This is a genomic window from Kitasatospora sp. NPDC030952 (genome assembly GCF_055571335.1).
This window is the reverse complement of record NZ_JBVIFM010000001.1, coordinates 554,988-575,743: the sequence shown is the minus strand read 5'-3', so window position 1 is coordinate 575,743 and position 20,756 is coordinate 554,988. Positions and strand designations below refer to the sequence as shown.

Here is a 20,756-nt window from a genome sequence, read left to right as displayed (position 1 = left end):
GGGCCCGGATGGCACGGCCGGTCGGACAGGGCGTCAGGCTGCCTGGTCGGGCTGCTCAGAGTCGGGGATGGGGAGGCCGTACTCGCCGGAGGAGCCGGGCTTGCGGACGACGTCGCCCTTCTTGGTGAGTCGGCTGAGGGTGTTCTCGACGGTCTTGCGGGCGACGCCGGTCATGTCGGTGATCTGGTCGAGGTGGAGGTAGCCGACTTCGAGGTTCATGGGGTCGCGGCGCTCGCCGAGGACGGCGCGGATCTTCTCCTCGGCGGTGGGCTCCTTGACCAGGGACGGCGCGGCGGAGGCGGGCATCCACCCCTGCTCGCCGCCGTCGCCGCCCTGCTCGGCGGCGGGGCCGACGGGGGTGGCGGCGATCGCGTCGCGGTCGGCCCAGTCGGGGAAGTCGGCCGGGGTAGCGACGTTGGCCGGGTTCCAGTGGCCAGCGGCGGATTCGAGGATCCAGGCGCGCATCATCTCGGCGCGCTCGTCGGGGCCGACGACGTAGCCGACGCCGAAGGTGCGGCGGGGGTCGTCCTCGGGGACCGACGGGTCGTAGATGAGGTTCTCGTCGTCGCCCTTCCAGTAGGCGGGGATCTGGGAGGGGTCGATGCCGTCGAACGCGCGGGGCAGGTCGACGCGGCCGGCCTGGGCGCTGTCGGAGCGCAGGAGGATCAGGGCTCCGCCGTAGAAGACGTTGTCCCTGATGGCGGTGCTGGAGCCCATCTGGTCGAGGTTCATGATCTGCCCGCACAGCACCAGGGGCATGCCCATGGAGCGGCCCAGCGAGGCAAGAGCCAGGACGATGAACGCGGCCTCCGCACGGTGCGGGCTCTTGTCGCCGAGCGCCTGGGACATCTCGTCGAGGATGGTCACGACGTAGGGCCGCTCCGGGGTGGGCTCGAAGTTCTTGGCCCGCAGATCCCGGCTCTCGGCGATCCGGTGGCACAGGAGGGCGTAGGCCACGCGCAGGGCGCCGATCGCCCCGTCCAGCCCGCAGCCGGCGTAGGCGGCCATGTCCTCGACGTCGGGGTTGGAGGAGCCCTTGGGGTCGGCGTAGATGATCGCGGCCCCGTTGACGTGGTAGCTCAGGCTCAGGAGCTGGAGGACACCGCCCTTGCCGGAGCCGGTGACGCCGGCTACCAGGACGTGGCGGGCGCCGCCTTCGGGGTCGTAGAGCTGGACCCGGGCGGGCTTGCCGCTCACCCCGGTGCCGAGCTGCACGAACCCGTTCTTGTTCGCGGCGAGGGTCTCGGCGGCGGGCAGCGGGCGGCCCTCTTCCAGCGGGGAGCGGTCCATCATGCGGAAGATCGCCTTGCGGGGGTTACCGGTGCGCTCGACGGAGACCAGCAGCGGGGTGGTGCGCAGGGCCCCGGCGATCGTGTAGAGGTCGGGGACGGTGAGGGCGTCGGTGTCCTCGTCGGCCATGATCCACGCCGCGACGCCGCCGGTGGCGGGGTCGGGGGTGATGCCTTCGAGGTGAGTGCCGGGCATGCAGCCGCCCTTGCGGGCGACCCGCTGGAGCCAGAGGGCTTCCAGGGCGGAGTACTGGGGGCCGTCCTGCTCGGCGGGTTCGACCAGGCGCACGTGGATGCGGCGGGCGCTGTCGTGGGGGCCGTCGGTGATGGCGATCCAGGCGGCGGGGAGGCGGTAGACACCGGAGACGGCGCCGGGGGTGACGGTGACCGGGCGGCCGGGGTCGGCCTCGATGACGCCCTCCCACTCCTGGGGGCCGTGGCCGGTGAGGGTGAGGTGCTGTCCCGGGTGGGCGCCGTACTCGCCGGAGATGTGGGCGAGCCAGAGCTGGAGCACCTTCTTGACTGCGGGCGGCAGCTCGGGTTCGCCCGGTGTGGCCGGGGCGGCGGCCCGGGTCTTGGGCTTGCTGGAGGCCAGGACGCGGCGCAGGGAGAACGCGACCAGGCCGACGGTGCCCCACCAGGCGGTGGAGACCAGGCCGGCGAGGGAGGGCATGGTCATCCAGCCGGCGAGCAGGGCGTCGATGCCGGGCAGGCCCTGCACGGTGGCGGTCGCCGCGGCGGTCGCGGTGGCGACGGCGGACAGGGCGAACGGGCGGCGGTGGGCGCGCAGGACGTCGCCGCCGGGGACGTCGTCCAGCAGCCGCTCCGACAACAGCCCGGCGGCGTTCGCGCCGGCGACCAGCACCGGGGCGGCGAGGAACGTGGCGACGCATCCGGCGGCCTGCGGGTCGAGGAACGGCGTCACGCCGGCGGCCAGCAGCGGGGCGGCGACCTGGGCGACGGCGAAGCGCTTCTCGACGGCGGGGTTGGGGGCTTCGGTGGCGTGGGCGGTGTGAGGGGTGGTCATCTCGGCTACTCCTGGGTGTACCACGTGCGGTCGGCCATGGGGACGCGGGAGGAGTCGACGGCCTGCTGGATGCCGTCGTGGTCGGTGTTGGCCTGCTGCTCGGCGGCTGCGGCGTCACGCCCGGCCGTCTCGGCCGAGTACGCGTACGCGATCGCGGCCTCGGACAGGCCCTCCATGATCCGGGCGACCTCGCGGGTCTCGGCGACCGTGGCGGCGTCGACCTTGAGGGCGGCGATCTGCTCGGCGATCCGGCCCGTCTGCTGGGCCTCCTCCTTCTGGGCGGTGGCCAGGGCCTGGAACGCGGCGGTGTCCCGCCGTACCTCTCGGGCCAGCGCCCGGACCTGGCGGACGAGTTCGCGGTAGGTGAGGTCGGTTGCCATGTCAGCCTCCCTGGTGGGCCCGGTAGAACAGGCTCTCGGCGGGGGTGGTGAGCGGGCTGTCGACCACGGCCTGGTAGATGCGGCCGTGGCGGGTATGGGCGTTGGCGGCCAGCACGGTGACGGCCTCGACGCCGCGGGTGGCCTGCTGCTCGGTCTCCCGGGCGCTGCTGTCCAGCAGGGCGGTGCGTTCGGCGAGCCGGCGCAGCTTGTTGATCAGGGCGATACCGCCCTTGACGTCCTTGGCGTCCTCGGCGAGCTGCTGGGCGCGCTTGGCGTACTCGGCGGCGTGCTCGCGGGCGGTCTTGCTGTCCTCGGCGATCCGGGTCAGCGTCTGCTGCTTCACCATCAGGCCGAGTTCGAACTGGCGCAGCGTGCGCACCTCGCCGCGGCTCATGCTGTGCCGGGTGCCCTCCCCGGGGCCCGCGGTGAACGCCACGGCGTCCGCCCCGACGGCGATGTCCCGCACCGGGACAGCCTTCGGCTTCTCCCCCGCGCGCGGGGCCTGCTGGCCCTTCGAGCGGCGCGGCTCGGGAACCGAGGCCGGGCTGGCGTCGGGCGCTGAGGGCTTCTTGGCGAGGTCGGCGGTGGAGCCGTGGACCGGCTCCATTCCGGGGGCCTGCGGGATGCAGGGTCCAGGGGTCTTCGGGGCGGGCATGGGCGTCTTCCTTTCGGGCTCGGTCATGGTGCCCGGGGCCGCCGGGGCCTTGGCGGGTGTCACCGGCGGCGCGTCAGGCTCCTGCTCGGTGGCCGCGGCCACCGGAGGCGGGGTCTTGTCGGGCTCGGTGGGCTTCGCGTCCTTGCCCGACTTCTCGGGCTTGCCGCTGCGGGCCTTGTCCTCGATGGCCTTCGCGCCGTCGAACTTGGTGTCCAGTCCCTTGTCCGAGCCCTTGGCGGTGGAGGGCTTCGTCGGGTCGGCCGGCTTCGGCGCGGGCTTGTCCGGCTTCTCGCCGCCCTTCGGGCTGTCGGGGTCCTTCGGGGCCTTCCCGCCCTTGCCCGTGCCGCCGGCCGGGGGCTCGGGCTTCGGGCCGCTGGTGTCGGCGGCCTTGGCCGGGGTGGTGTCTTTCGGGCTGCTGGTCTTCGTGGACGGGGTGTCGCGGTGGTTCTTGTCGTCGCCGCTGGTCTTGGCCGAGGTGTCGTTCTTGGCGGCCTTGGCGTCGGACTTGGTGTCGGAGGCCTTGGTGTCGCGGTTGGCCTTGGACGCGGTGGAGGTGTCGGTCTTGGCGGCCTTGGTGTCGGCGGTCTTGGCGTCGGTGTCGGCCTTGGTGCGGTGGTCGCGGTTGGCGTGGTTCTTCGCGTCGGTGGTGTCGTTCTTCTTGACGTCGCGCTGGTCGCGGCCCTGGTGCTGCTGCTGGCTGGTCTTGTTGTTCAGGTCGGCGGTCTTGGCGTCGCGCTGGGAGCGGTGCTGGGCGGCGTGCTCGTTCTTGGCGAGGCGGTCGGACTTGTTGGTGTTGGTGGTGGTCGCCGAGGTGCCGGAGACCCGGGTCTCCTTGACCTCGTGCTGGCGCTTGATGCTGGTCGTGGTGCCGGTGCGGCGCCACCGCTCGGCCAGCGCCCGCACCAGCGCGGACAGCGCCCCCTCGCGGCCGGCGTCGGCACCGGGCCCGCCGTTCCCGCTCTTGCCGTCGGAGGGGTTCCTGCCGGCCGGGTCGGCGGGGGTGTCGGGGGTCTGGGCCAGGGCCGTGGTGGTGCCCAGCGGCTCGCCCTGGCGGGCCGGGCGGACGGGGGCGAGGATCTGCGCCAGGGTGCTCGGCGGGGCGCCGGCGGCGGTGTCCGGCCCCGGCACGGCCCCTGCCGGAGAAGCCCCGGCGGGCCCGACGGTGGGCGGGTCGGCCGGGCGCGGCGGGGGAAGCGGGGCGCCGGGAGTGGCGGGCGTGGTCATCGCGATTCCTCACTCTCTGCGACCTCCCACCCACCCCCCACCCGGCGAGAAAGCGCCCTCCCACCCCTCTGAGCGGGTGGGGGAAGACGCTTCTCCGGATGGGGGGTGGGTGGGGGGAGGTCACAATCGGTTACGGACGGGAGAACTTCCGCTTCATCCAGCCGGCGGCCACGGCCGTCCCGGCGACGCCGAGGACGACCAGCCCGACGCCCGGGGTCGAACCGCCGTCGCCCCCGTCGGAGCCGACGGTGCGGGAGGTGTTGACCATCCCCGGCGCGTCCACGGCGGGGAAGACCTTGCCGCAGTCGGCGATCGCGCCGTAGCCGCCTCCGGCCTTGGCGACGCACGCCTGCACCGCCTCCCGGCGGGCCTTCTGGGCCGCGGTCTCCTGTTCGCTGGCCTTCGCGAGATCAGCGGCCTGCTTCTGCTTCTCCAGCTCCAACTTCGAGCTGTCCAGGGCGATCTGGGCCTTGCGGACGTCCGCGTCGGCCTGGGCCGACGCGTAGTTCGAATAGGCCACCATCCCCGCGGCGGCCAGCACGACCGCGCCGGCGCCGATACCGACCTTGGCGCGGGCGGACAGGCGGGCATTCGGGGCGTAGGCGCCGTGCAGCGGCGGCGTCTTCCAGGACGGCACGCTGGTGATGTCGTAGGCGGGGTCGTTGTAGACCGAGTCACGGTCGGCCACGGTCGTGCTCCTCTTCGTGAACCAGGCGGGGAACGTTGGGAGTTGGAGGTCAGAGCCGGTAGGACTCCAGGGAGAAGAACAGGACGTCGGCGTCGCGCAGCTCGGGCTCGCGCCGCGCCAGGTAGTCCCGGATGCCGAGGTAGGCGCTCTCGCGGGAGCTGCCGGGCGGCAGGATGGAGCTGCCGTGGCGGGTCGCGACGGTGAAGCCGGCGCGGAGCGGGTACTGGAGGGTGATCAGCCAGGAGTGGGTGGGCTCGGCGGGCGTTTCGGGCAGGGGCATGACAGTGCTCTCCTTGCGGGGCATCGGTGGGTGGAACCGGGGAGGGTGAGGGTCAGATGTCGTCGCAGCGGATCTGGTAGCAGTCGGAGCAGATCGGGATGATCCACTCCTCGTCGTTGATCTCCCACACGAACGGGTCCGCGCAGACCTCGACGTCCGGCTTGTCCTCGCCGCAGAAGTAGCACTCCATCGAAGAACCTCCAGATCAGCGGGTGTGCTGGGTCAGGGAGCCGATCAGCTCGGGGCGGTTGGTCGAGCCGAGCAGGTGCCCGGTGGAGGTGAAGAGGTGCCACCAGCGGACGGAGCCGTCCTCGTTGCTGGTCTGGGCGCAGGTGAAGCCGTGGAGCGGGAAGATGTCCAGGACGCGGACCTGCGCGAACTCCGGGTCCGGGGTGGGGATGTGGTCGGTGCTCATGGCGGTTCTCCCGGTTCTACGCGGTGAGGGCGTGGGGGGTGTGGCCGGAGGCGATCAGTTCGGCGGCCTCGGCGCGGCGCCCGGAGGCGGTGGCGAGGGAGACGTCGAGGGCCTCGGCGATGGACTGGAGGCTGACGGCTTCGGGGTTGCCGCCGGCGGCGAGGATCATCCGGGCGACGCGGCGGGTGGCGCGGGCGGCGGGGGTCAGCTTCGCCGCGTCCTCAGCTTCAACCGCGCGCAGCTCCGTTTCAGCGGCACGGGCGCGGGCTTCAGCGGCATGCTGGCGGGCCGTGTCCGCGGCCTCGTCGTGCTCGGCCTGGGCGCGCTTGGCGGCGGCCGTGTCGCGCTCGGCTTCAGCCTTGCGCTTGGCCGTTTCAGCGGCGGCCTCCTCGATTTCAGCCGCGCGCCTGGCCGTTTCAGCGGCGCGCAGGCGGGCGGTCTGGGCGGCCTCCTGGTCGGTCGCCGCGGCGTTCTCCTTGGCGGCGGCCAGGCTCTCCGTTTCAGCGACGCGAAGTCGCGTTTCTGCGGCGGCGCTCTCCTTTTCAGCGGCGGCCTGGTCGGTTTCAGCGGCACGCAGGCGGGCGTCGGCGGCCTCCTGCTCAGCCGCGGCGGCGGCCAGTTCCTCCGTCGCCTGGTCGAGGCGCTCGGCGGCGTCGGCCTCCCGGCCGGCGGCCAAGGTCCGGGCGCGGGCGTGGGCCTTGGCGGTGGCCGTCTCGGCGCCGACCTCGTACCCGACGGCTTCCACTCGGCCGGCCGTGCGGAGCTTGGAGATCTCGACCTCGGCGGCCCGGGCCTCGGCCCGGACGGCGGCCTCGGCCTCGAACGCGGCCGTGCGCTCGGCCCGCAGCCGGGCGTCCTCCTCGGCCTTCTGCGGCAGGGCCAGCGCCTCGTCCACGGACAGCCCGAAGCGCTCCATGGTGAGGGGAAGGCGCTGGTCGGCGGGGGCCTTGCGCCAGTCCCCGTCGTGGTCGCGCTCCAGCATCACCCGGTAGACGAGCCGTTCGCGTTCCAGCTCGACGGCCCGGTCGTAGGAGTCGATGCCGTTCAGGCGCATCCGCCGGTACATCCGGAAGGACGGCCACGGGGCGAGGACCCAGCGGTGCAGCGGCACGCTGTCGTTCTGGTGGCCGGCCTCGATCCGGGTGATCCGGATGACCAGGCGCCGCCCGGCCTCGACCGAGGCGACGAACATGATCGGGATGGCCGCGTGCATGAGGGTGCCGGTCGGATCCTTCAGCAGCGGCCCGGCGGAGGCGGCGTTGAAATAGATCGTGGCGGCGGTGAAACCGTGGGCCAGCAACCGCAGCCACGGCGCCGGGGCGCCCTTGCGGATCAGGTGCAGGTCCATCGCGTACAGGGCCACGATCCCGGCGTCGACACCGACCGGGAACGCGTAGCTGAAGTCCCCGAAGCTGTGCCTGAAACCCAGTTCCTTGAGGGCGTTGTAGGAGCCGCTGAACCCGATACCGGCCAAGGCCGCGCCGCCGACCGCGGCCAGGATCGTGAGCCCCAGCATCAGGTAGCCCACGCCGCCGCCCGGCGCGGTTGAAGCGGCCGGTCGCGCCGTTGAAGCGGTGGCGGCCGGGGTTGAAACGCCCGTCGGGGCGGTCACCGTCGTCACGCAGCACCCCTTGCGATGCGGCGCGCACGGGCGGCGGCCCGGAGCCGACGCTGGTGCAGCGCGTCCCGCTCGGCGGCGGTCAGCCCGCCGAGGATGCCGTGCTTCTCGTGGCGTTCCAGCGCCAGCTCCAGGCACGCCAGTCGGATCGGGCAGCCGGCGCAGATCATCTTGGCGCGCCGCTCGGCCCACCAGGCCGCCGCGGCAACGTCCTCGGTGACCTCGGTGTCCTCGTCGGGCTCCGGGTAGAACAGGTCGGGGTCGGCGCCGGTGCAGGCGGCCCCGGGCAGGTTGCCGTCCGGGTCCGGTCGGTACTCGGCGAGCCGGGTGGCCAGCGGGAGGGCCGTGCGGTGCGGGGCGCGGGTGCCAGTGAGGTACAGGCGGCGGATCATCAGGCAGCCGCCTTCCAGGTCAGCACCCAGCGGCGCTCGGCGGTGCGCATCAGCGCGGACGCGAACCGTGCCGCGGGGCCGTCCAGGTCCCGCAGGATCTCCCGCGCGGCGTCGAGCCGGGCTAGCCGGTCCTCGGCGGACTCGTCGGCGGTGCCGTCGAACAGCTCGGTGTCGACACCGAAACCGAAGTCGGTACCGGTGCCGAACGCGAGTTCCGCGAACTCCTCGGGGGTCGCGGCCTCGTGGCCTGCAACAATCAGTTTCATGGGTTCACCTCATCCAATCGGGGGGTGAGCCCGCAGGGCCGCCGCGCAACCGGCCAAGGACAGCGCGGCGGCCCGCCTTATGCGGGCCCAGCCACTCGTCACATCACGAGCAGCCATGACCCCCGACCCGGCCGACGAGCGGGCGGATCGGGGACCAAAGACACTCGAAACACTGCGGACGTCACCCGGTCCGCGCGGGGACGGGGGCATGCCCCGTCGTGAAGCACTCTGTTGAGTTCTCAAAGGTCAAGAGCCGCCTTTGGGGGGCTGTCACCCCACCCCTCCGGGCTCATTTGCGCAGGTCACTCCCGTTTTCAGACGCGACCCAGCACATGCATCTTGTACCCATTGAACCTCTGGCTCAACTGGTAGGTACAAGCTGCAGAACATGATGCTGCCCTCACGGAGCGCAATCGTCAAGCCCCCTGGTCCAACATGTAGGGACCAGTTGACTGGATGCGTCATGATTGAGGTATGAGCACCCAGCCGCTGTACCGTCGCGTGGCCGACATTCTCCGGAACGAGATCAGCTCTGGAGCCTTCGCGCCCGGCGCCCGCCTGCCGTCCGAGCGTGACCTCTGCGAGCGCTTCGATGCCTCCCGGAACACTGTCCGCTCAGGCCTGAACGTGCTCGTCTCCGAAGGCCTCATCGCTCCCAGTCAGGGACTCGGCTACGAGGTCCGGTCGCATGAGGTCTTCAACCTGAACGCCTCACGCTTCGAGAACCTCACCTTCCCCCAGAACGGGGATGCCTACAGCACCGACGTGACCCAGGCCGGTCGACGGCCGCACCAGACTTTCCGCGTCGAGATGCAGCCAGCAACCGCTGAGGTGGCAGGGCAGCTCCGCATCTCGGAGGGTGCGACGACGGTGCTGCGCTTTTGCCACCGCTACGTCGATGGGGTGCCGTGGTCGACTCAGGCCACGAGCTACCCGATGTGGTTGGTCGAGAGGGCTCCGCGTCTGGCCGAGCCGGGGGACATCGACGAGGGGACGACCCGGTATCTGGCCGGCATCGGGGTCGAGCAGGCGGGCTACTTTGATGACATCTCGGCCCGGATGCCCACACCCGAGGAGAGCCGGCTGCTCCAGACAGGCTCCGGCGTTCCAGTCCTCGTCTGGCGCCGCACCGGCTACTCCACAGACCAGCCGATCCGCTGCACGATCACGACGCTTCGCGGGGACCTGAACCACATGAACTACGAAATCGGCAATCTGGCTGCTCTGGACGGCGAGAAGTGATCATCGAAACCGCCAAGCCCGCCGACCTTGAGCACCTGCTGGCCTTTCGGCGCGAAGCGGGATCCTGGCTCCAGACTCTCGGAAGTGACCAATGGAGCCGCGGCTACCCCGCCGACAAGCTGCTGGCCACGATCGACGCCGGCACCGTCTTCATGCTGCGTGACGGCATGGAGACGGCCGGAACGATAACGGTCACCCCGGAGGCCGAACCGGGGCTCTGGACTGCCGCCGAACTCGCCGAGCCGTCCCGGTTCGTCAACAAGCTGACCGTGTCGCGCGCCTACGCGGGCCACGACATCGGCGGACGCCTGCTGAACTGGGCCGGCGAGCGCGCCGCCACCGAGGGCGCCCTTTGGCTCCGGCTGGATGCCTGGACCACGAATGAACGGCTGCAGCAGTACTACCTGGACCACGGGTTCACCCACGTACGAACTGAACGGGAGGGTGGCGCCGTGAACGGCGGTCCACGCGTATCGGGATGGCTTGCCCAGCGCGCCGCGGGCCCGGCAAAGCACGGCTTCACCGACCGAACCGTTCGCGTGACTGCCTAGCCAGAGCAGGGTTGGCGCGTACCAGCCGTACGCACAGCGGAGTGCAGCACCGGACGCGGCGCCACGGCCCGGGGCTCCCCCCAGGGTGGTCAAGTGGCCTTGATGTCCCCCATGCGGCCTGAACAGTGGAAGGTCGCCAGTGTGACTCCGCCCTATCCCACTGGTCGACCTGGGTTCGAAATGGCGACCGTCGCCGCGGTTCACCAAGGCGCTTGCGGGAACGAACCCGGCAATGTCTGCTCAGGAGGGGTTATGAACAGGGATCCGGAAGCCATCCAGCATGAGGACAAGATTGTCTGGGATGAGGACGTCAGCCACTTCGACTACGTCCGCGAGACTCTAGACCCGTTTGCCAGGACCCGGCGCGGGCCACTGCGGTGCCCCGGGCCAGGCCGACGCGTGGGCTACTCCGTGCTGAAAGCGGACGCACCCTCGGGGGAAGCGCCGCTCCGCTTCGCGCGGCGCATCTTCTGGGTCAAGGGGCATGATCGGTCCGAGCAGCCCGAAGGCCCTTACAAGACGGAGGCGCCGGCCGAAGGGGTTGATCCACGAACGATCGCGCCCCGCGCGTGGGGGGAACTCACCGACCGAGCATGGGGCTCCCCGTTGCCGCACCAAGGTCAACGTCGTGCTGACGGCGGAGCCGCGCCCGAAGCGAGTCCTGCGAGCCTGGTGGGGTCAGAAATTACGGTAGGTCGGTCATCGCTGGCTGATGGTTCTGCGGTGGTCGGAGTGGCGCCGTTGAGCCGGGGGCGCGTCGAGGTCTATATCGACTGCGCAAGTGGGACGCAGCTGGGCGACGGCCGCCATATCGTCTCGGAGATCCTTCCAGAAGCCGAGGCCCGAGCGCTCCTCATCCAGATCGTGAAGACCACGCCTTGGCTCCAGGAGGCTTTGGCGATCTCTGTCGTCGATCGATGGCTCGATAGGGGCACGGCACCTATTCGGCGGGGGTGACAGAACGCCTGGGGAGCGGGCGCCGGAATCGATCCGGCCGTGGCGCGAGCCTGGACGGGGAGTCTCAATTCTGGTCTCAGTCCATCGCGTCCATAGCGATCCACGACGGCCGTGCGTAGTCCAGTGATCAGCGGTTCGGATGGTTGTGGACAGTCGTGGACTATGGTCGGGCAAACTCGTAATGCGTAGGTCGCGGGTTCGAATCCCGCAGGCGGCTCAGAGAGTGGAAGGCCCGGTCAGGTTCTCTGACCGGGCCTTTTGTGTTGGGGCGGGGTGGGGTGGTCACTGGTCGAGGTAGGCGAGGACGGCCAGGACGCGGCGGTTGTCTCCGTCGGTGGGGAGGAGGTTGAGCTTGGTGAAGATGTTGCTGATGTGTTTGGCGACGGCCTTCTCGGTGATGAAGAGGCCTTGGGCGATGCCGGCGTTGGAACGGCCCTGGGCGACCCATTCGAGGACTTCGCGTTCGCGGGTGGAGAGGGCGGCGACGGATTCGTCGCGTTCCTTGCGGATGAGGAGTTGGGAGATGACCTCGGGGTCCATGGCGGTGCCGCCGTCGGCGACGCGGCGGATGGAGTCGAGGAACTGGGATCCGTTGGTGACGCGGTCCTTGAGCATGTAGCCGACGCCGCGGCCGCCGCTGGCGAGGAGTTCGCGGGCGTAGAGGGGTTCGACGTACTGGGAGAGGAGGAGGACGGGGAGGTCGGGGGTGGTGCGGCGGGCGGTGAGGACGGCGCGTAGGCCCTCGTCGGTGAAGTTGGGGGGGAGCCGGACGTCGACGACGGCGACGTCCGGCTGGTGGTCGGTGAGGGCGCGGAGGAGGTCGGCGCCGTTGTCGACGGCGGCGGCGACCTCGTGGCCGTAGGCCTGGAGGAGACGGATCAGGCCGTCCCTCAGGAGGAAGTGGTCTTCGGCGAGGACAATGCGCAAGGGAGCTCCATGGTGACCATGGTGGGGCCGTTGACGGGGCTGCTGACGGCGAGGACGCCGTCGAAGGTGGCCAGCCGTCGCTCGATGCCGCGCAGACCGGTGCCGCGGGTGGCGTCCGCGCCGCCGCGTCCGGTGTCCGTGACGGTGATGCGCAGCATGCCGTGATCGTACCGAATGTCGATCCAGGCGCGGTCGGCGTGGGAGTGCTTGGAGACGTTGGTGAGGATCTCCGAGATGGCGAAGTAGGCGGCGGACTCGACGGGCATCTCCGGGCGGCCGGGGAGGTCCACCGCGACCTCGGTGGGGACCGGGCAGACCATCGCCAGCGCCCGGACCGCGTCGGCGAGTCCGCGGTCGGCGAGGACCGGCGGGTGGATGCCGCGGACCAGGTTGCGGATCTCCTCCAGGGCCTTGGAGGAGGACTCCCGGGCCTCGATCAGCAGGGCGCGGACCGCGTCCGGGTTGGTCTCCAGGAGGTGCTCGGCGGCGTCCAGGGTCATGCCCATCGCGACCAGGCGGGCCTGGGCGCCGTCGTGGAGGTCGCGTTCGATCCGGCGGATCTCGGCCATCTGGGTGTCCACCGCGGTGCTGCGGGTGGTGGTGAGGTGCTCGATCCGACTGGCCATCAGCTCCTGCTCGCTCGGGGCGAGCATCGAGCGGGTGTAGAGGGCGTGCTTGCGCACGGCCCGGGGCGCGACCCAGAGGGCGAGCGGGAGTTGGAGCAGGCCGAGCACGCCGGCCAGTACCGCGGTGGCCTGGCCGTCGATCGGGATGAACTGGTACCAGAGGCCGTCCCACTCGAGCGACAGCGGGACGCCGAAGAAGGCCAGGAAGATGCCCCAGAAGCCGCTGAGCACCAGGGCGATCGGGCCGAAGGCGAGCAGGCCGCCGACGATCGGGTCGGTGAGGACCCAGGTGAACTCCCGCTTGGTCTGCGGGTCGCTCAGGATCCAGCGGTAGCGGGCGACGGCCCCGGAGGCGCCCTCGGGGGCGGGCGGCAGCGGTCCGGGCGGGCCCGGGATGCGGACACCCGACCAGTCCTCGGCCAGCGCGCGCTGGCGGGCCGCCAGGGCGCGCACCCGCTCCATCGACCGGGGCACCAGGCCGAGGCCCCGGCCGACCAGGGAGATCGCGGTGGAGAGCCCCAGGGAGCGGCCGAAAGCGGCGGCCGAGAGCCAGCAGAGCGTCAACGCGCGCCCCAGCCCGATGAATCCGGCGGAGGCGGAGAAGCCCCTGCTCTCGACCGGTGCCGGGTCCGCCCCGAGCTGCATCGTGCGGTCCATGGACACGCTCCTCTCTGGTGCCTTCGCGTTGCCCGGCCGTGGTGGCCGTGGGGACCATTCTGGCGGCGGCGGGGGGTGGAAATCGGTAGTACTAACTCCCCTCTTCGTCCACGGGGGTTGGGTCGGCGAGGAAGAGCGAGAGGGTGTCGGCCACGCAGGCCGCGCGGGACTCGCCCTCGATCTCCACGGTCATCCGCACCGCGGCCAGGTGGCCGACCGGGGTCTCCCGGACGCTGGTCACCCGGGCGCCGCCGCGGACCCGGGCGCCGACCTTGACCGGGTGCGGGAAGCGGACCTTGTCCAGGCCGAAGTTGACGCCCATCGTGACGTCCTCGATCTCGAAGATCGCGCGCATCATCGCGGGCAGCAGGCCGAGCGTCATGTAGCCGTGGACGATGGTGGCGCCGAACGGTCCGCCGGCCGCGCGTTCGGGGTCCACGTGGATCCACTGGAGGTCGCCGGTGGCGCCGGCGAACCGGTCCACGTTCTCCTGGGTGACTTCGAGCCAGTCGCTGTAGCCGAGGTGCTCGCCGGTCGCCTCGGTGAACTCGGCCAGGGTGGCAAAGGATCTCATGGGGTGATTCTCCGCCCCGGCTGCTGACGCTCAACTGACGCGCTGCTGACGGGGGCGGGGGCGGGGACGGGGACGAGGACGGGGACGGGGACGGACGACGGACGCCCGCCCCGGGCGCGGGGCGGGCGTCCGGGGCGGGCGTCGGGTCGCCGGGCGTCCGCCGAGGGACGTCCGGTGGCGCGGGTCAGCCGTAGCGCTTGAGCTCGTGGAAGAAGTCCGGGACGGTGTGCAGCCCCTCGGCGGCCCGGACGTGGTCGTAGACGTGCTTGGCGACGGCCAGGTCGAGCACGCCGAGGCCGAACGGGGAGAAGACCACCGGGCGGTCGGCGGGCGGGGTGATCGCCCCGGCGAGCACGTCGTACAGCGTGCCGGCCACGAACTCCCGGTTGCCGACGCGCTGTTCGGCCAGGTGCGGCGAGGTGCCGGCCTTCAGGCAGTGGTCGATGTCGTCGACCACGTTCCAGGCGTCGAGGACGATCTCCGGGGAGAGGTCGCGCAGCGAGACGTGCAGCACGAGCGGGTGGTGGTCGAACCAGGCCGGGTCGGTCACGTGCGGTTCGCCGGCCACGGTGGCGAAGACGATCAGGTCGGCGGAGCGGACCAGGTCCTCGGGCTTCTCGTGGACGGTGACCGCGAGTTCCTCGCCCTCGGCCCGGCGCAGGTAGTCGGCGAAGCCGTGGGCGTGCTCGGCGGAGAGGTCGTGGATGCCGGCCTCGGTGAAGTCGAAGCCGTTGGCGGCGAGGTAGGTGTGGATGTAGCGGGCGATCAGCCCGACGCCGAAGAAGCCGACCCGGCGCGGGCGTTCGCCGCGGGCGTCGGCCAGCCGGGCGGCGGCCAGGGCGGCGGAGGCGGCGGTGCGGGCCGCGCTGATGATCGAGCTCTCCAGGCAGGCGAAGGGGTAGCCGGTCCGCTCGTCGTTGAGGATCAGGACGGCCGAGGCGCGGGGCAGGCCGGCCGCGACGTTCTCCGGGAAGCTGGAGATCCACTTGACGCCGTGCACCCCGACCTCGCCCTGGACCGAGGCGGGCAGGGCGATGATCCGGTCGGCGGGACGGTCCGGGAAGCGCAGGAAGTACGAGTCCGGGTTGACCGTCCGCCCCTCGCCGTGCAGCCGGTAGGCGGCCTCGACGGTGGCGATGACGTCCTGCTCGTGGCCGTGGAGGGCCTCGTGCACCTGGGCGCCGGAGACCACGGAGAAGGTCGGCGCGGCGGCGGTCGGAACAGCTGGGGCGGCGGTGTCTGCCGTGGTGGCACTGGTCATGGGAACACTGCTCCTGGTCGGGCGAGGGTGGGAGGGGAGGTTCAGCCGATCCGGGCGAGGCCCTTGGCGCGCCGGCGGGCGAGGCCGCGGGAGACCAGCAGAGGGTCCCAGCCCGGACCTCGGTCGGGCAGCCGGGCGGGGTCGCCGAGCACCGTCCCGGCGAGCACCTCGTTCAGCAGCGGGCGGCCGAGGATCTGCCCGGCGGCGACCGTGCCGCCGCCGGCGACGGCGGCCAGGCCGCTGCCGTAGCGGGTGCTCTGGCCGACCACGAAGAGGCCCTCGACGTCGGTGCGCACGTCGGGCCGCTGGTTGCCGTTGCCCCAGTCGGCCAGGCCGTACGGGGTGCCGCCGGAGCTGAGGACGTAGCGCTCGTGGCTGAGCGGGGTCGCGGTCTCCAGGTGGGTGACGCGGTCCCGGAAGGGGCCGATCACCTTCTCGGCGCCGGCCACCATCAGCTCGGTGAGCTGCTGCTTGCGGGCCTGGTAGGCGGCTTCGCGGCGGTAGCGGGCGCCGTCCGCCGGGCCGCCCCGGACGCCCCAGAAGTCGTAGCCGGGCGGGCTGAGGGTGAGCACCTGGAAGTTGGTGTGGCCGGGCGGGCAGACGGCGGTCGCGCCCGGGTCCTTCTGGGAGGCGAAGGAGAACATCAGCTGGGGCAGTTCGTCCACCGTGCCGCGGCGCTCCCACTCCTCGAGCGTCGCGGCGTGCGCGGCCTCCATGTCGTCGCTGCCGTGCCACCAGATGTTGGCGTTGGGCAGGCCGGACAGCTCGGTGTCGAGGGCGACGTACACCGCGACCATGGAGCCGCGCATGGTGGCCTCGCGGGTGCGCTCGACCAGGTCGGCGGGGAAGGCCCGTTCGCCGCCGCACAGGTCGAGCACGGTGCGGCGGTAGTCGGCGTTGGAGATCACCAGGGGGGCGGATATCCGGGTGCCGTCGGCGAGTTCCACGCCGGTGGCGCGGCCCTGGTCGATCAGGATCCGGCGCACCTCGCAGCGGGTGCGCAGCTCGCCGCCGTGGGCTTCCAGGGCCTCGACGAAGGCCGCCACCAGGACCTGTCCGCCGCCCTCCGGGTAGTACGCCCCGCGCATGTAGTGGTCGAGCATGGCGGCGTGGTCGGCGAAGGTGATGCCGTCCGGCATGGTGCCGTAGTTGCCGGCCTGGGCGGCGAGCAGCGTACGGCCCTTGGGGGAGAGGCGGCAGTGGTCCAGGGCGTCGGCGAGGGTGCGGGTCCGGCGGGCCCAGCGCATGGTGTCCGGGGACTCGCGGAACAGGTCGACCAGGGACCGGCCGAGCAGGGCCTCCCGGGTGGCCGCGGCCACCGTCTCGGAGAGGTGGACGAAGCGGTCGATCCCCTCGGCCTCCTCGGGCAGCGCGGCGCGCAGCCGGTCGCGGTAGGCCGACCAGCCGGCCGGTACGTCCAGGGTGGCGGTGGGGGTGATGATCCGGTCGAAGCCCTGCTCGTTGTCCATCGGGCGGAACGCCACCCGGTCGCGGACGCCGAGTCCGGACAGGATCGCCGGGAGCATCCCGTCCGGGCCGCAGTCGCCGACGTAGTGGGTGCCGACGTCGAACTCGTACTTGCGCCGGCGGCGGAAGACGTGGGCGTTGCCGCCGGCCACGTCGTGCTGTTCGAGCACCAGCACGCTGCGCCCGTCGGCGGCCAGGTAGGCCGCGGCGGACAGGCCGCCGAGGCCGCTGCCGACCACGATCGCGTCGTAGCGGTCCCTGCCGCCCCCGGCCGTCGGACCCTGCACTTGCGGCATTCCCGCCCCCACTCGTCGGACCATCAGAACGTGCCGCCGCCGTGGATCTCGAAGACCGACCCGCTGATGTACGCCGCCCGGTCGGACAGCAGGAAGGAGACCAGGTCGGCCACCTCCTCCGGCTTGCCGACCCGGCCGAGCGCGACGCTCCCCAGCATCCGCGCCAGCGCGGCCTCGGACATGTCGCCGACCATGTCGGTGGCGATCAGACCCGGGGCGACCACGTTGGCGCGCACACCGCGCGGGCCGCACTCCTTGGCCAGGGACTTGGTGAAGCCGATGATCCCCGCCTTCGAGGCGGCGTAGTTGGCCTGGCCGACGTTACCGTAAATCCCTGACACGGACGACAGGTTGACGATCGCTCCGCTGCGGCGCTTGCTCATCGCGAAGGCCGCCGCACGGCACACGTGGTAGACCCCGTCGAGGTTGGTGCGCAGCACCTGGTCCCAGTCGGTCTCGGGCATCAGGATCACCGGACGGTCCCTGGTGATCCCGGCCGAGGTGACCGCGGCGTCCACCGGGCCGAGTTCGCGCTCGGTGCGGGCGAACCAGTCGCGGACCTCGGCGGAGTCGGCGACGTCGCACCGGGTGGCGGTGATCCGGGTGCCGGCCTCCCCGGCCTCCTTGACCAGGCGCTCCGCGGCGTCGGCGTTGGAGTGGTAGCAGAAGGCTACGTCGTAGCCGTCCCGGGCGAGGCGCAGCACGACGGCCCGGCCGATGCCCCGGGAACCGCCGCTGACCAGGGCGATCATGCCGGGACTCCGTTCGTGGTGGTGGCGGTGGCGGGGTTCAGCAGCCGCAGCACCGCGCAGCCCACCGCGCCGTCCCGGTCGACGGCGGTGACCAGGGCGATCCGGCCCGCCGCGGCCGGCTCGGCCTCGGCGACGCCGAGCAGCGCCTGGATCTGGAAGGTGGCGGCGGCCGCGCTGGTGTCACCGAGCAGGGCCATGGACGGGACGGCGGTGAGCGCCTCGGCCGGCAACAGCGCTTCCAGCGCCGCCCGTTCGGCCCGGCCGGCCGCGGTGGGCGCGGCGCTGGGCACGGCGGCCCACACCTCCTCGGGGGCGGCGCCGGCCCGGGCGAGGGCGCGCCGCACGCAGGCGGTGACCGCCGCGCCCGGGTCGTCGTCGATGTCGACCCTGGTCTCGACCGCCAGCACGGCGGCCAGCGGCGGGTGCTGGGCGGTGCCGGCCGGCTCGACCACCAGCAGGCCGCAGCCCTCGCCGAGGAGCGGGGAGGGGTCGCCGGGGGCGACGGCGGCGTGCTCGATCCAGGCGTGCGCGGCGGAGAACTCCTCGGCCGAGCCCACCAGGTACTTGGTCGCCCGGCCCTGACCGAGCAGCCGGCGGGCGTAGTTGAGCGCCAGCAGTCCGCTGACCCGGCCGCCCGCGACGGTGGTGTTGGGGCCGGTGAGCCCGTGCCGGATCGCGGTGGCGCCGGCGGCGTGGTTGAGGCTGCCGAAGGGGATCCGGCCGGCGTCCACGTGGAAGGGCAGCGCGTTGGTGTACGACTGCTTCAGGAAGTTGGTGACGTTCTCCAGGCTGCCCATCGAGATGCCGAGGACCACGCCGGTGCGCTCGTCGGTCGCCACCACCCGGTTGCCGTCGGCGTCGTTCAGCAGGCCGTCGGAGGCGACCAGGGTGAGGGCGGTGAGCCGGTCCATCTTGGCGGTGCCGGTCGGGCCGAGCAGGCCCTTGATGTCGAAGCCGGGCACCAGGCAGACCTCGGGCGAGGGCAGCGGGCCGTAGGCTTCGGCCGGTTCGACGGCGGTCCGGGCGCCGGAGAGCAGGCCCTCCGTGAAGGCCCGGCGGGTCAGGCCGTACGGCGAGACGGCGGACCAGCCGGTGATCACCGGGGTCTCGGGGGCCAGGCGGGCCTCGGTGGCCTCGGTGGCCTCGGGGGCGCGGGTGGTGGTGGTCATCAGCGGACTCGCTCTCCGTACGTGCCCAGGATCAGGATGGCGTTGTTGCCGGCGAAGGCGCTGGAGTTGTTCTCCACGATCCGGACCTCGGCGTCGACCGCCCGGTTGGGGACGACGTCCAGCGGGCACTCCGGGTCGGTCTCCCGGTGGTTGATGGTCGGCGGGATGAACTGGTGCTCGATGGCGAGGCTGCAGGCGATCGCGCCGAGCGCGCTGGCGGCGCCCATCGAGTGGCCGAGCATCGACTTCACGGCGACGGTGCGGGGCGGGGTGTCGCCGTACACGTCCAGGATCGCGGCCGACTCCGTGCGGTCGTTGGCCTTGGTGCCGGTGCCGTGGGCGGAGATGAAGTCGATCTCGTCGCGCTCGACGCCGGCGTCGTCCAGGGCGAGCCGGATGCCGCGGGCGATGCCGTCCCGGTTGGGGGCGGTGGCGTGGGCGGCGTCGCAGCTGAGGCCGTAGCCGAGCACCTCGGCGTAGATCCGGGCGCCGCGGGCGAGCGCGGACTCCAGGCTCTCCAGGACCAGGATGCCGGCGCCCTCGCCGGTCAGGATGCCCTGCCGGTCGCGGTCGAACGGCCGGACCACGTCCGGGGTGAGCGCGCCGAACCGCTTGAACAGGGCGAAGGCCTTGCGGCAGACGGCGTCGGCGCCGCCGCACAGCGCGATGTCCACCTCGCCGGAGCGGATCGCGTCCAGGCCGTAGCCGATCGAGTAGTTGCCGGCCGCGCAGGCGGTGGTGATGGTGGTCGGCTCCACGTTCGGCATCCGCAGCTCGCGGGCGATCACCGTGGTCAGCCGGCCGGCGTTGATCCGGCGGGACAGCACCGGGTCGATCGCCTTCGGGTGGCCGGCGGCCAGCTCCTGCTCGACCAGCAGGCCGATGTCGTGGGACTCGCCGTCGGTGGTGCCGACGCTGATCACGGCCTGGCGCTCGCCGAGGTCCGCCTCGGTCAGCCCGGCGTCGTCCACCGCCATCCGGGCCGCGGCGACGGCGAACTGCCCGGCCCGGCCCATCTCCTCGAGCGGGACCCGGCGGATCCAGCGCTCCGGCTCGAAGTCCGGCACCTCGCAGGCGGTGTTCTGGCCGAAGCCCTCGGTGTCGAAGCGGGTGATCGGCCGTGCGCCGGAGCGGCCGGTCCGCAGCCCCTCGGTGTACTCCGCGACGCCCGTGCCGATGCTGGAGATCGCCCCGAGGCCGGTGAGGACGACCCGGCGGCGCCCGGCCGGGGTGCCGGACCGGGGGGCCGCTGGTGACTGTGCGGTGGAGTCCATGGGACCTCTCCTTGAGCGTTGGGTGACGGGAGGGAGGTGCGGGTGGGCTACCAGCCGGCCGCGGCCGCCGTCACCTGGTAAGTGGTCTCCACGTTCACCATCTTCGGCAGCTCGTTCATGTCGATGACGATGGAGTACTCCATCTCCAGCGCGCTCAGCACGTCGATCAGCTTGAGCGAGTCGGCGCCCAACTCATCGACGAACAGGGCAGAGTCGGAGAACTCGGTGTGAACGTCGATGTTCTCGGCGATGATTTCCCGGATACGGGTGAGGCGCTCCGGCGCAACCGTCGTCATTCTCGTTTCCTCCGTTTTCCAGACGCCCGGAATGAGCTTCCGGCCAGAAAACTAATCAGCGCCGATGACGGGTCGATGACGTCCAACTGACTCTTCACTGACGGAGGTTGGCCGCTGCCGAAAGCCCAGGTGGGGAGGGCGGTCGGGGGCGGAACGCGGCCGCCCGCCGCACCGCGTGGACGGGGGCTCCACGGGTGCGGCGGGCGGCGTCGGCGGGGCCGGCCGCCGGGGAATGCGAATTCCCCGGCGCGGCCGACGGGTTCAGCCCTGCCGTTGCAGGCTGAGCGGGCGCAGATCGGTCCAGTTGGCCTCGATGTGGGCGACGGCGGTGGCCCGGTCGGTGGCGTCCAGCGTCACCGACCAGCCGGAGGGGATGGCGGCGAAGGACGGCCAGAGGGAGTGCTGGCCCTCCTCGTTGACGAGGACGAGGAAGGTGCCGTCTTCGCGGTCGAAGGGGTTCGCCATGCTGGTGC

Annotated in this window: 23 protein-coding genes; 3 read left to right on the top strand and 20 right to left on the bottom strand. The window is 72.1% G+C overall.

Annotated elements, in window-relative coordinates; genetic code table 11:
* Positions 1–33: 33 nt before the first annotated feature.
* From ACZ47G_RS02665 to ACZ47G_RS02620, 10 genes are all read right to left on the bottom strand, one after another.
* The gene (locus ACZ47G_RS02665; RefSeq protein WP_465739616.1) at positions 34–2,316 is read right to left on the bottom strand and encodes a hypothetical protein; all 2,283 of its coding nucleotides are present in this window, start codon (positions 2,314–2,316) and stop codon (positions 34–36) included.
* Positions 2,317–2,321: 5 nt separating this feature from the next.
* The gene (locus tag ACZ47G_RS02660; RefSeq protein ID WP_465739615.1) at positions 2,322–2,696 is read right to left on the bottom strand and encodes a hypothetical protein; all 375 of its coding nucleotides are present in this window, start codon (positions 2,694–2,696) and stop codon (positions 2,322–2,324) included.
* Between the two features lies 1 nt (position 2,697).
* A complete protein-coding gene (locus tag ACZ47G_RS02655) occupies positions 2,698–4,575 on the bottom strand; it encodes a hypothetical protein (RefSeq protein WP_465739614.1) in 1,878 nt (625 codons plus the stop codon).
* 130 nt (positions 4,576–4,705) lie between these two features.
* Complete coding sequence (locus ACZ47G_RS02650) at positions 4,706–5,263, bottom strand: hypothetical protein (protein WP_465739613.1); 558 nt, start codon at positions 5,261–5,263, stop codon at positions 4,706–4,708.
* A gap of 49 nt (positions 5,264–5,312) precedes the next feature.
* Entirely contained in the window at positions 5,313–5,543 is a 231-nt protein-coding gene (locus ACZ47G_RS02645; RefSeq protein WP_465739612.1) for a hypothetical protein, read from the bottom strand.
* Positions 5,544–5,595: 52 nt separating this feature from the next.
* Entirely contained in the window at positions 5,596–5,733 is a 138-nt protein-coding gene (locus tag ACZ47G_RS02640) for a hypothetical protein (RefSeq protein ID WP_465739611.1), read from the bottom strand.
* Positions 5,734–5,748: 15 nt separating this feature from the next.
* A complete protein-coding gene (locus tag ACZ47G_RS02635; protein WP_465739610.1) occupies positions 5,749–5,958 on the bottom strand; it encodes a hypothetical protein in 210 nt (69 codons plus the stop codon).
* A 16-nt stretch (positions 5,959–5,974) separates the two neighbouring features.
* Positions 5,975–7,579 (bottom strand): DUF2637 domain-containing protein, encoded by a 1,605-nt coding sequence (locus tag ACZ47G_RS02630; RefSeq protein WP_465739609.1) that lies wholly within the window; start codon positions 7,577–7,579, stop codon positions 5,975–5,977.
* Positions 7,576–7,968, bottom strand: coding sequence for a WhiB family transcriptional regulator (locus ACZ47G_RS02625; protein ID WP_465739607.1), 393 nt, complete (start codon positions 7,966–7,968; stop codon positions 7,576–7,578). The genes ACZ47G_RS02630 and ACZ47G_RS02625 overlap by 4 nt, the downstream gene beginning before the upstream one ends.
* Positions 7,968–8,234 carry a hypothetical protein gene (locus tag ACZ47G_RS02620; protein WP_465739606.1) on the bottom strand — a complete coding sequence of 89 codons (267 nt, stop codon included), beginning with the start codon at positions 8,232–8,234 and terminating at the stop codon, positions 7,968–7,970. Before ACZ47G_RS02620 ends, ACZ47G_RS02625 begins: the two co-directional genes overlap by 1 nt.
* A gap of 474 nt (positions 8,235–8,708) precedes the next feature.
* On the opposite strand from ACZ47G_RS02620, the gene ACZ47G_RS02615 reads away from it, so the two are divergent.
* From ACZ47G_RS02615 to ACZ47G_RS02605, 3 genes are all read left to right on the top strand, one after another.
* Positions 8,709–9,476, top strand: coding sequence for a GntR family transcriptional regulator (locus ACZ47G_RS02615; protein WP_465739605.1), 768 nt, complete (start codon positions 8,709–8,711; stop codon positions 9,474–9,476).
* Entirely contained in the window at positions 9,473–10,027 is a 555-nt protein-coding gene (locus ACZ47G_RS02610) for a GNAT family N-acetyltransferase (RefSeq protein WP_465739604.1), read from the top strand. The genes ACZ47G_RS02615 and ACZ47G_RS02610 overlap by 4 nt, the downstream gene beginning before the upstream one ends.
* Before the next feature lie 252 nt (positions 10,028–10,279).
* Entirely contained in the window at positions 10,280–10,984 is a 705-nt protein-coding gene (locus ACZ47G_RS02605) for a DUF6009 family protein (protein ID WP_465739603.1), read from the top strand.
* Between the two features lie 282 nt (positions 10,985–11,266).
* On the opposite strand, the gene ACZ47G_RS02600 is transcribed toward ACZ47G_RS02605, so the two are convergent.
* The 10 genes from ACZ47G_RS02600 to ACZ47G_RS02555 all read right to left on the bottom strand — a co-directional run bounded on the left by ACZ47G_RS02600 (position 11,267) and on the right by ACZ47G_RS02555 (position 20,748).
* Positions 11,267–11,911, bottom strand: a complete 645-nt coding sequence (locus ACZ47G_RS02600; protein WP_465739602.1) for a LuxR C-terminal-related transcriptional regulator — start codon at positions 11,909–11,911, stop codon at positions 11,267–11,269.
* On the bottom strand, positions 11,875–13,194 hold the full coding sequence (locus ACZ47G_RS02595; protein ID WP_465739601.1) for a sensor histidine kinase: 1,320 nt from the start codon (positions 13,192–13,194) through the stop codon (positions 11,875–11,877). The genes ACZ47G_RS02600 and ACZ47G_RS02595 overlap by 37 nt, the downstream gene beginning before the upstream one ends.
* A 91-nt stretch (positions 13,195–13,285) precedes the next feature.
* A complete protein-coding gene (locus ACZ47G_RS02590) occupies positions 13,286–13,768 on the bottom strand; it encodes a MaoC family dehydratase (RefSeq protein WP_465739600.1) in 483 nt (160 codons plus the stop codon).
* A 184-nt stretch (positions 13,769–13,952) separates the two neighbouring features.
* Positions 13,953–15,029 (bottom strand): 2,3-diaminopropionate biosynthesis protein SbnB, encoded by a 1,077-nt coding sequence (gene sbnB / locus ACZ47G_RS02585; protein ID WP_465739599.1) that lies wholly within the window; start codon positions 15,027–15,029, stop codon positions 13,953–13,955.
* Between the two features lie 41 nt (positions 15,030–15,070).
* Entirely contained in the window at positions 15,071–16,792 is a 1,722-nt protein-coding gene (locus ACZ47G_RS02580) for a phytoene desaturase family protein (protein ID WP_465739598.1), read from the bottom strand.
* 23 nt (positions 16,793–16,815) lie between these two features.
* A complete protein-coding gene (gene fabG / locus ACZ47G_RS02575) occupies positions 16,816–17,544 on the bottom strand; it encodes a 3-oxoacyl-ACP reductase FabG (RefSeq protein ID WP_465739597.1) in 729 nt (242 codons plus the stop codon).
* Positions 17,541–18,713, bottom strand: coding sequence for a beta-ketoacyl synthase N-terminal-like domain-containing protein (locus ACZ47G_RS02570; RefSeq protein ID WP_465739596.1), 1,173 nt, complete (start codon positions 18,711–18,713; stop codon positions 17,541–17,543). Before ACZ47G_RS02570 ends, fabG begins: the two co-directional genes overlap by 4 nt.
* Positions 18,713–19,987, bottom strand: coding sequence for a beta-ketoacyl-[acyl-carrier-protein] synthase family protein (locus tag ACZ47G_RS02565; RefSeq protein ID WP_380461886.1), 1,275 nt, complete (start codon positions 19,985–19,987; stop codon positions 18,713–18,715). The genes ACZ47G_RS02570 and ACZ47G_RS02565 overlap by 1 nt, the downstream gene beginning before the upstream one ends.
* A gap of 47 nt (positions 19,988–20,034) precedes the next feature.
* Complete coding sequence (locus ACZ47G_RS02560) at positions 20,035–20,283, bottom strand: acyl carrier protein (protein WP_380461887.1); 249 nt, start codon at positions 20,281–20,283, stop codon at positions 20,035–20,037.
* Between the two features lie 261 nt (positions 20,284–20,544).
* Positions 20,545–20,748, bottom strand: coding sequence for an MbtH family protein (locus ACZ47G_RS02555; protein ID WP_380462201.1), 204 nt, complete (start codon positions 20,746–20,748; stop codon positions 20,545–20,547).
* Positions 20,749–20,756 lie beyond the last annotated feature (8 nt).

What these genes read in the sequence shown, in the direction of transcription:
- ACZ47G_RS02665 (WP_465739616.1), bottom strand. Translation starts at nt 2,316, where the DNA reads ATGACCACCCCTCACACCGCCCACGCCACCGAAGCCCCCAACCCCGCC.
- ACZ47G_RS02660 (WP_465739615.1), bottom strand. Translation starts at nt 2,696, where the DNA reads ATGGCAACCGACCTCACCTACCGCGAACTCGTCCGCCAGGTCCGGGCG.
- ACZ47G_RS02655 (WP_465739614.1), bottom strand. Translation starts at nt 4,575, where the DNA reads ATGACCACGCCCGCCACTCCCGGCGCCCCGCTTCCCCCGCCGCGCCCG.
- ACZ47G_RS02645 (WP_465739612.1), bottom strand. Translation starts at nt 5,543, where the DNA reads ATGCCCCTGCCCGAAACGCCCGCCGAGCCCACCCACTCCTGGCTGATC.
- ACZ47G_RS02640 (WP_465739611.1), bottom strand. Translation starts at nt 5,733, where the DNA reads ATGGAGTGCTACTTCTGCGGCGAGGACAAGCCGGACGTCGAGGTCTGC.
- ACZ47G_RS02635 (WP_465739610.1), bottom strand. Translation starts at nt 5,958, where the DNA reads ATGAGCACCGACCACATCCCCACCCCGGACCCGGAGTTCGCGCAGGTC.
- ACZ47G_RS02625 (WP_465739607.1), bottom strand. Translation starts at nt 7,968, where the DNA reads ATGATCCGCCGCCTGTACCTCACTGGCACCCGCGCCCCGCACCGCACG.
- ACZ47G_RS02620 (WP_465739606.1), bottom strand. Translation starts at nt 8,234, where the DNA reads ATGAAACTGATTGTTGCAGGCCACGAGGCCGCGACCCCCGAGGAGTTC.
- ACZ47G_RS02615 (WP_465739605.1), top strand. Translation starts at nt 8,709, where the DNA reads ATGAGCACCCAGCCGCTGTACCGTCGCGTGGCCGACATTCTCCGGAAC.
- ACZ47G_RS02605 (WP_465739603.1), top strand. Translation starts at nt 10,280, where the DNA reads ATGAACAGGGATCCGGAAGCCATCCAGCATGAGGACAAGATTGTCTGG.
- ACZ47G_RS02595 (WP_465739601.1), bottom strand. Translation starts at nt 13,194, where the DNA reads ATGGACCGCACGATGCAGCTCGGGGCGGACCCGGCACCGGTCGAGAGC.
- ACZ47G_RS02590 (WP_465739600.1), bottom strand. Translation starts at nt 13,768, where the DNA reads ATGAGATCCTTTGCCACCCTGGCCGAGTTCACCGAGGCGACCGGCGAG.
- sbnB (WP_465739599.1), bottom strand. Translation starts at nt 15,029, where the DNA reads ATGACCAGTGCCACCACGGCAGACACCGCCGCCCCAGCTGTTCCGACC.
- ACZ47G_RS02580 (WP_465739598.1), bottom strand. Translation starts at nt 16,792, where the DNA reads ATGCCGCAAGTGCAGGGTCCGACGGCCGGGGGCGGCAGGGACCGCTAC.
- fabG (WP_465739597.1), bottom strand. Translation starts at nt 17,544, where the DNA reads ATGATCGCCCTGGTCAGCGGCGGTTCCCGGGGCATCGGCCGGGCCGTC.
- ACZ47G_RS02570 (WP_465739596.1), bottom strand. Translation starts at nt 18,713, where the DNA reads ATGACCACCACCACCCGCGCCCCCGAGGCCACCGAGGCCACCGAGGCC.
- ACZ47G_RS02565 (WP_380461886.1), bottom strand. Translation starts at nt 19,987, where the DNA reads ATGGACTCCACCGCACAGTCACCAGCGGCCCCCCGGTCCGGCACCCCG.
- ACZ47G_RS02560 (WP_380461887.1), bottom strand. Translation starts at nt 20,283, where the DNA reads ATGACGACGGTTGCGCCGGAGCGCCTCACCCGTATCCGGGAAATCATC.
- ACZ47G_RS02555 (WP_380462201.1), bottom strand. Translation starts at nt 20,748, where the DNA reads ATGGCGAACCCCTTCGACCGCGAAGACGGCACCTTCCTCGTCCTCGTC.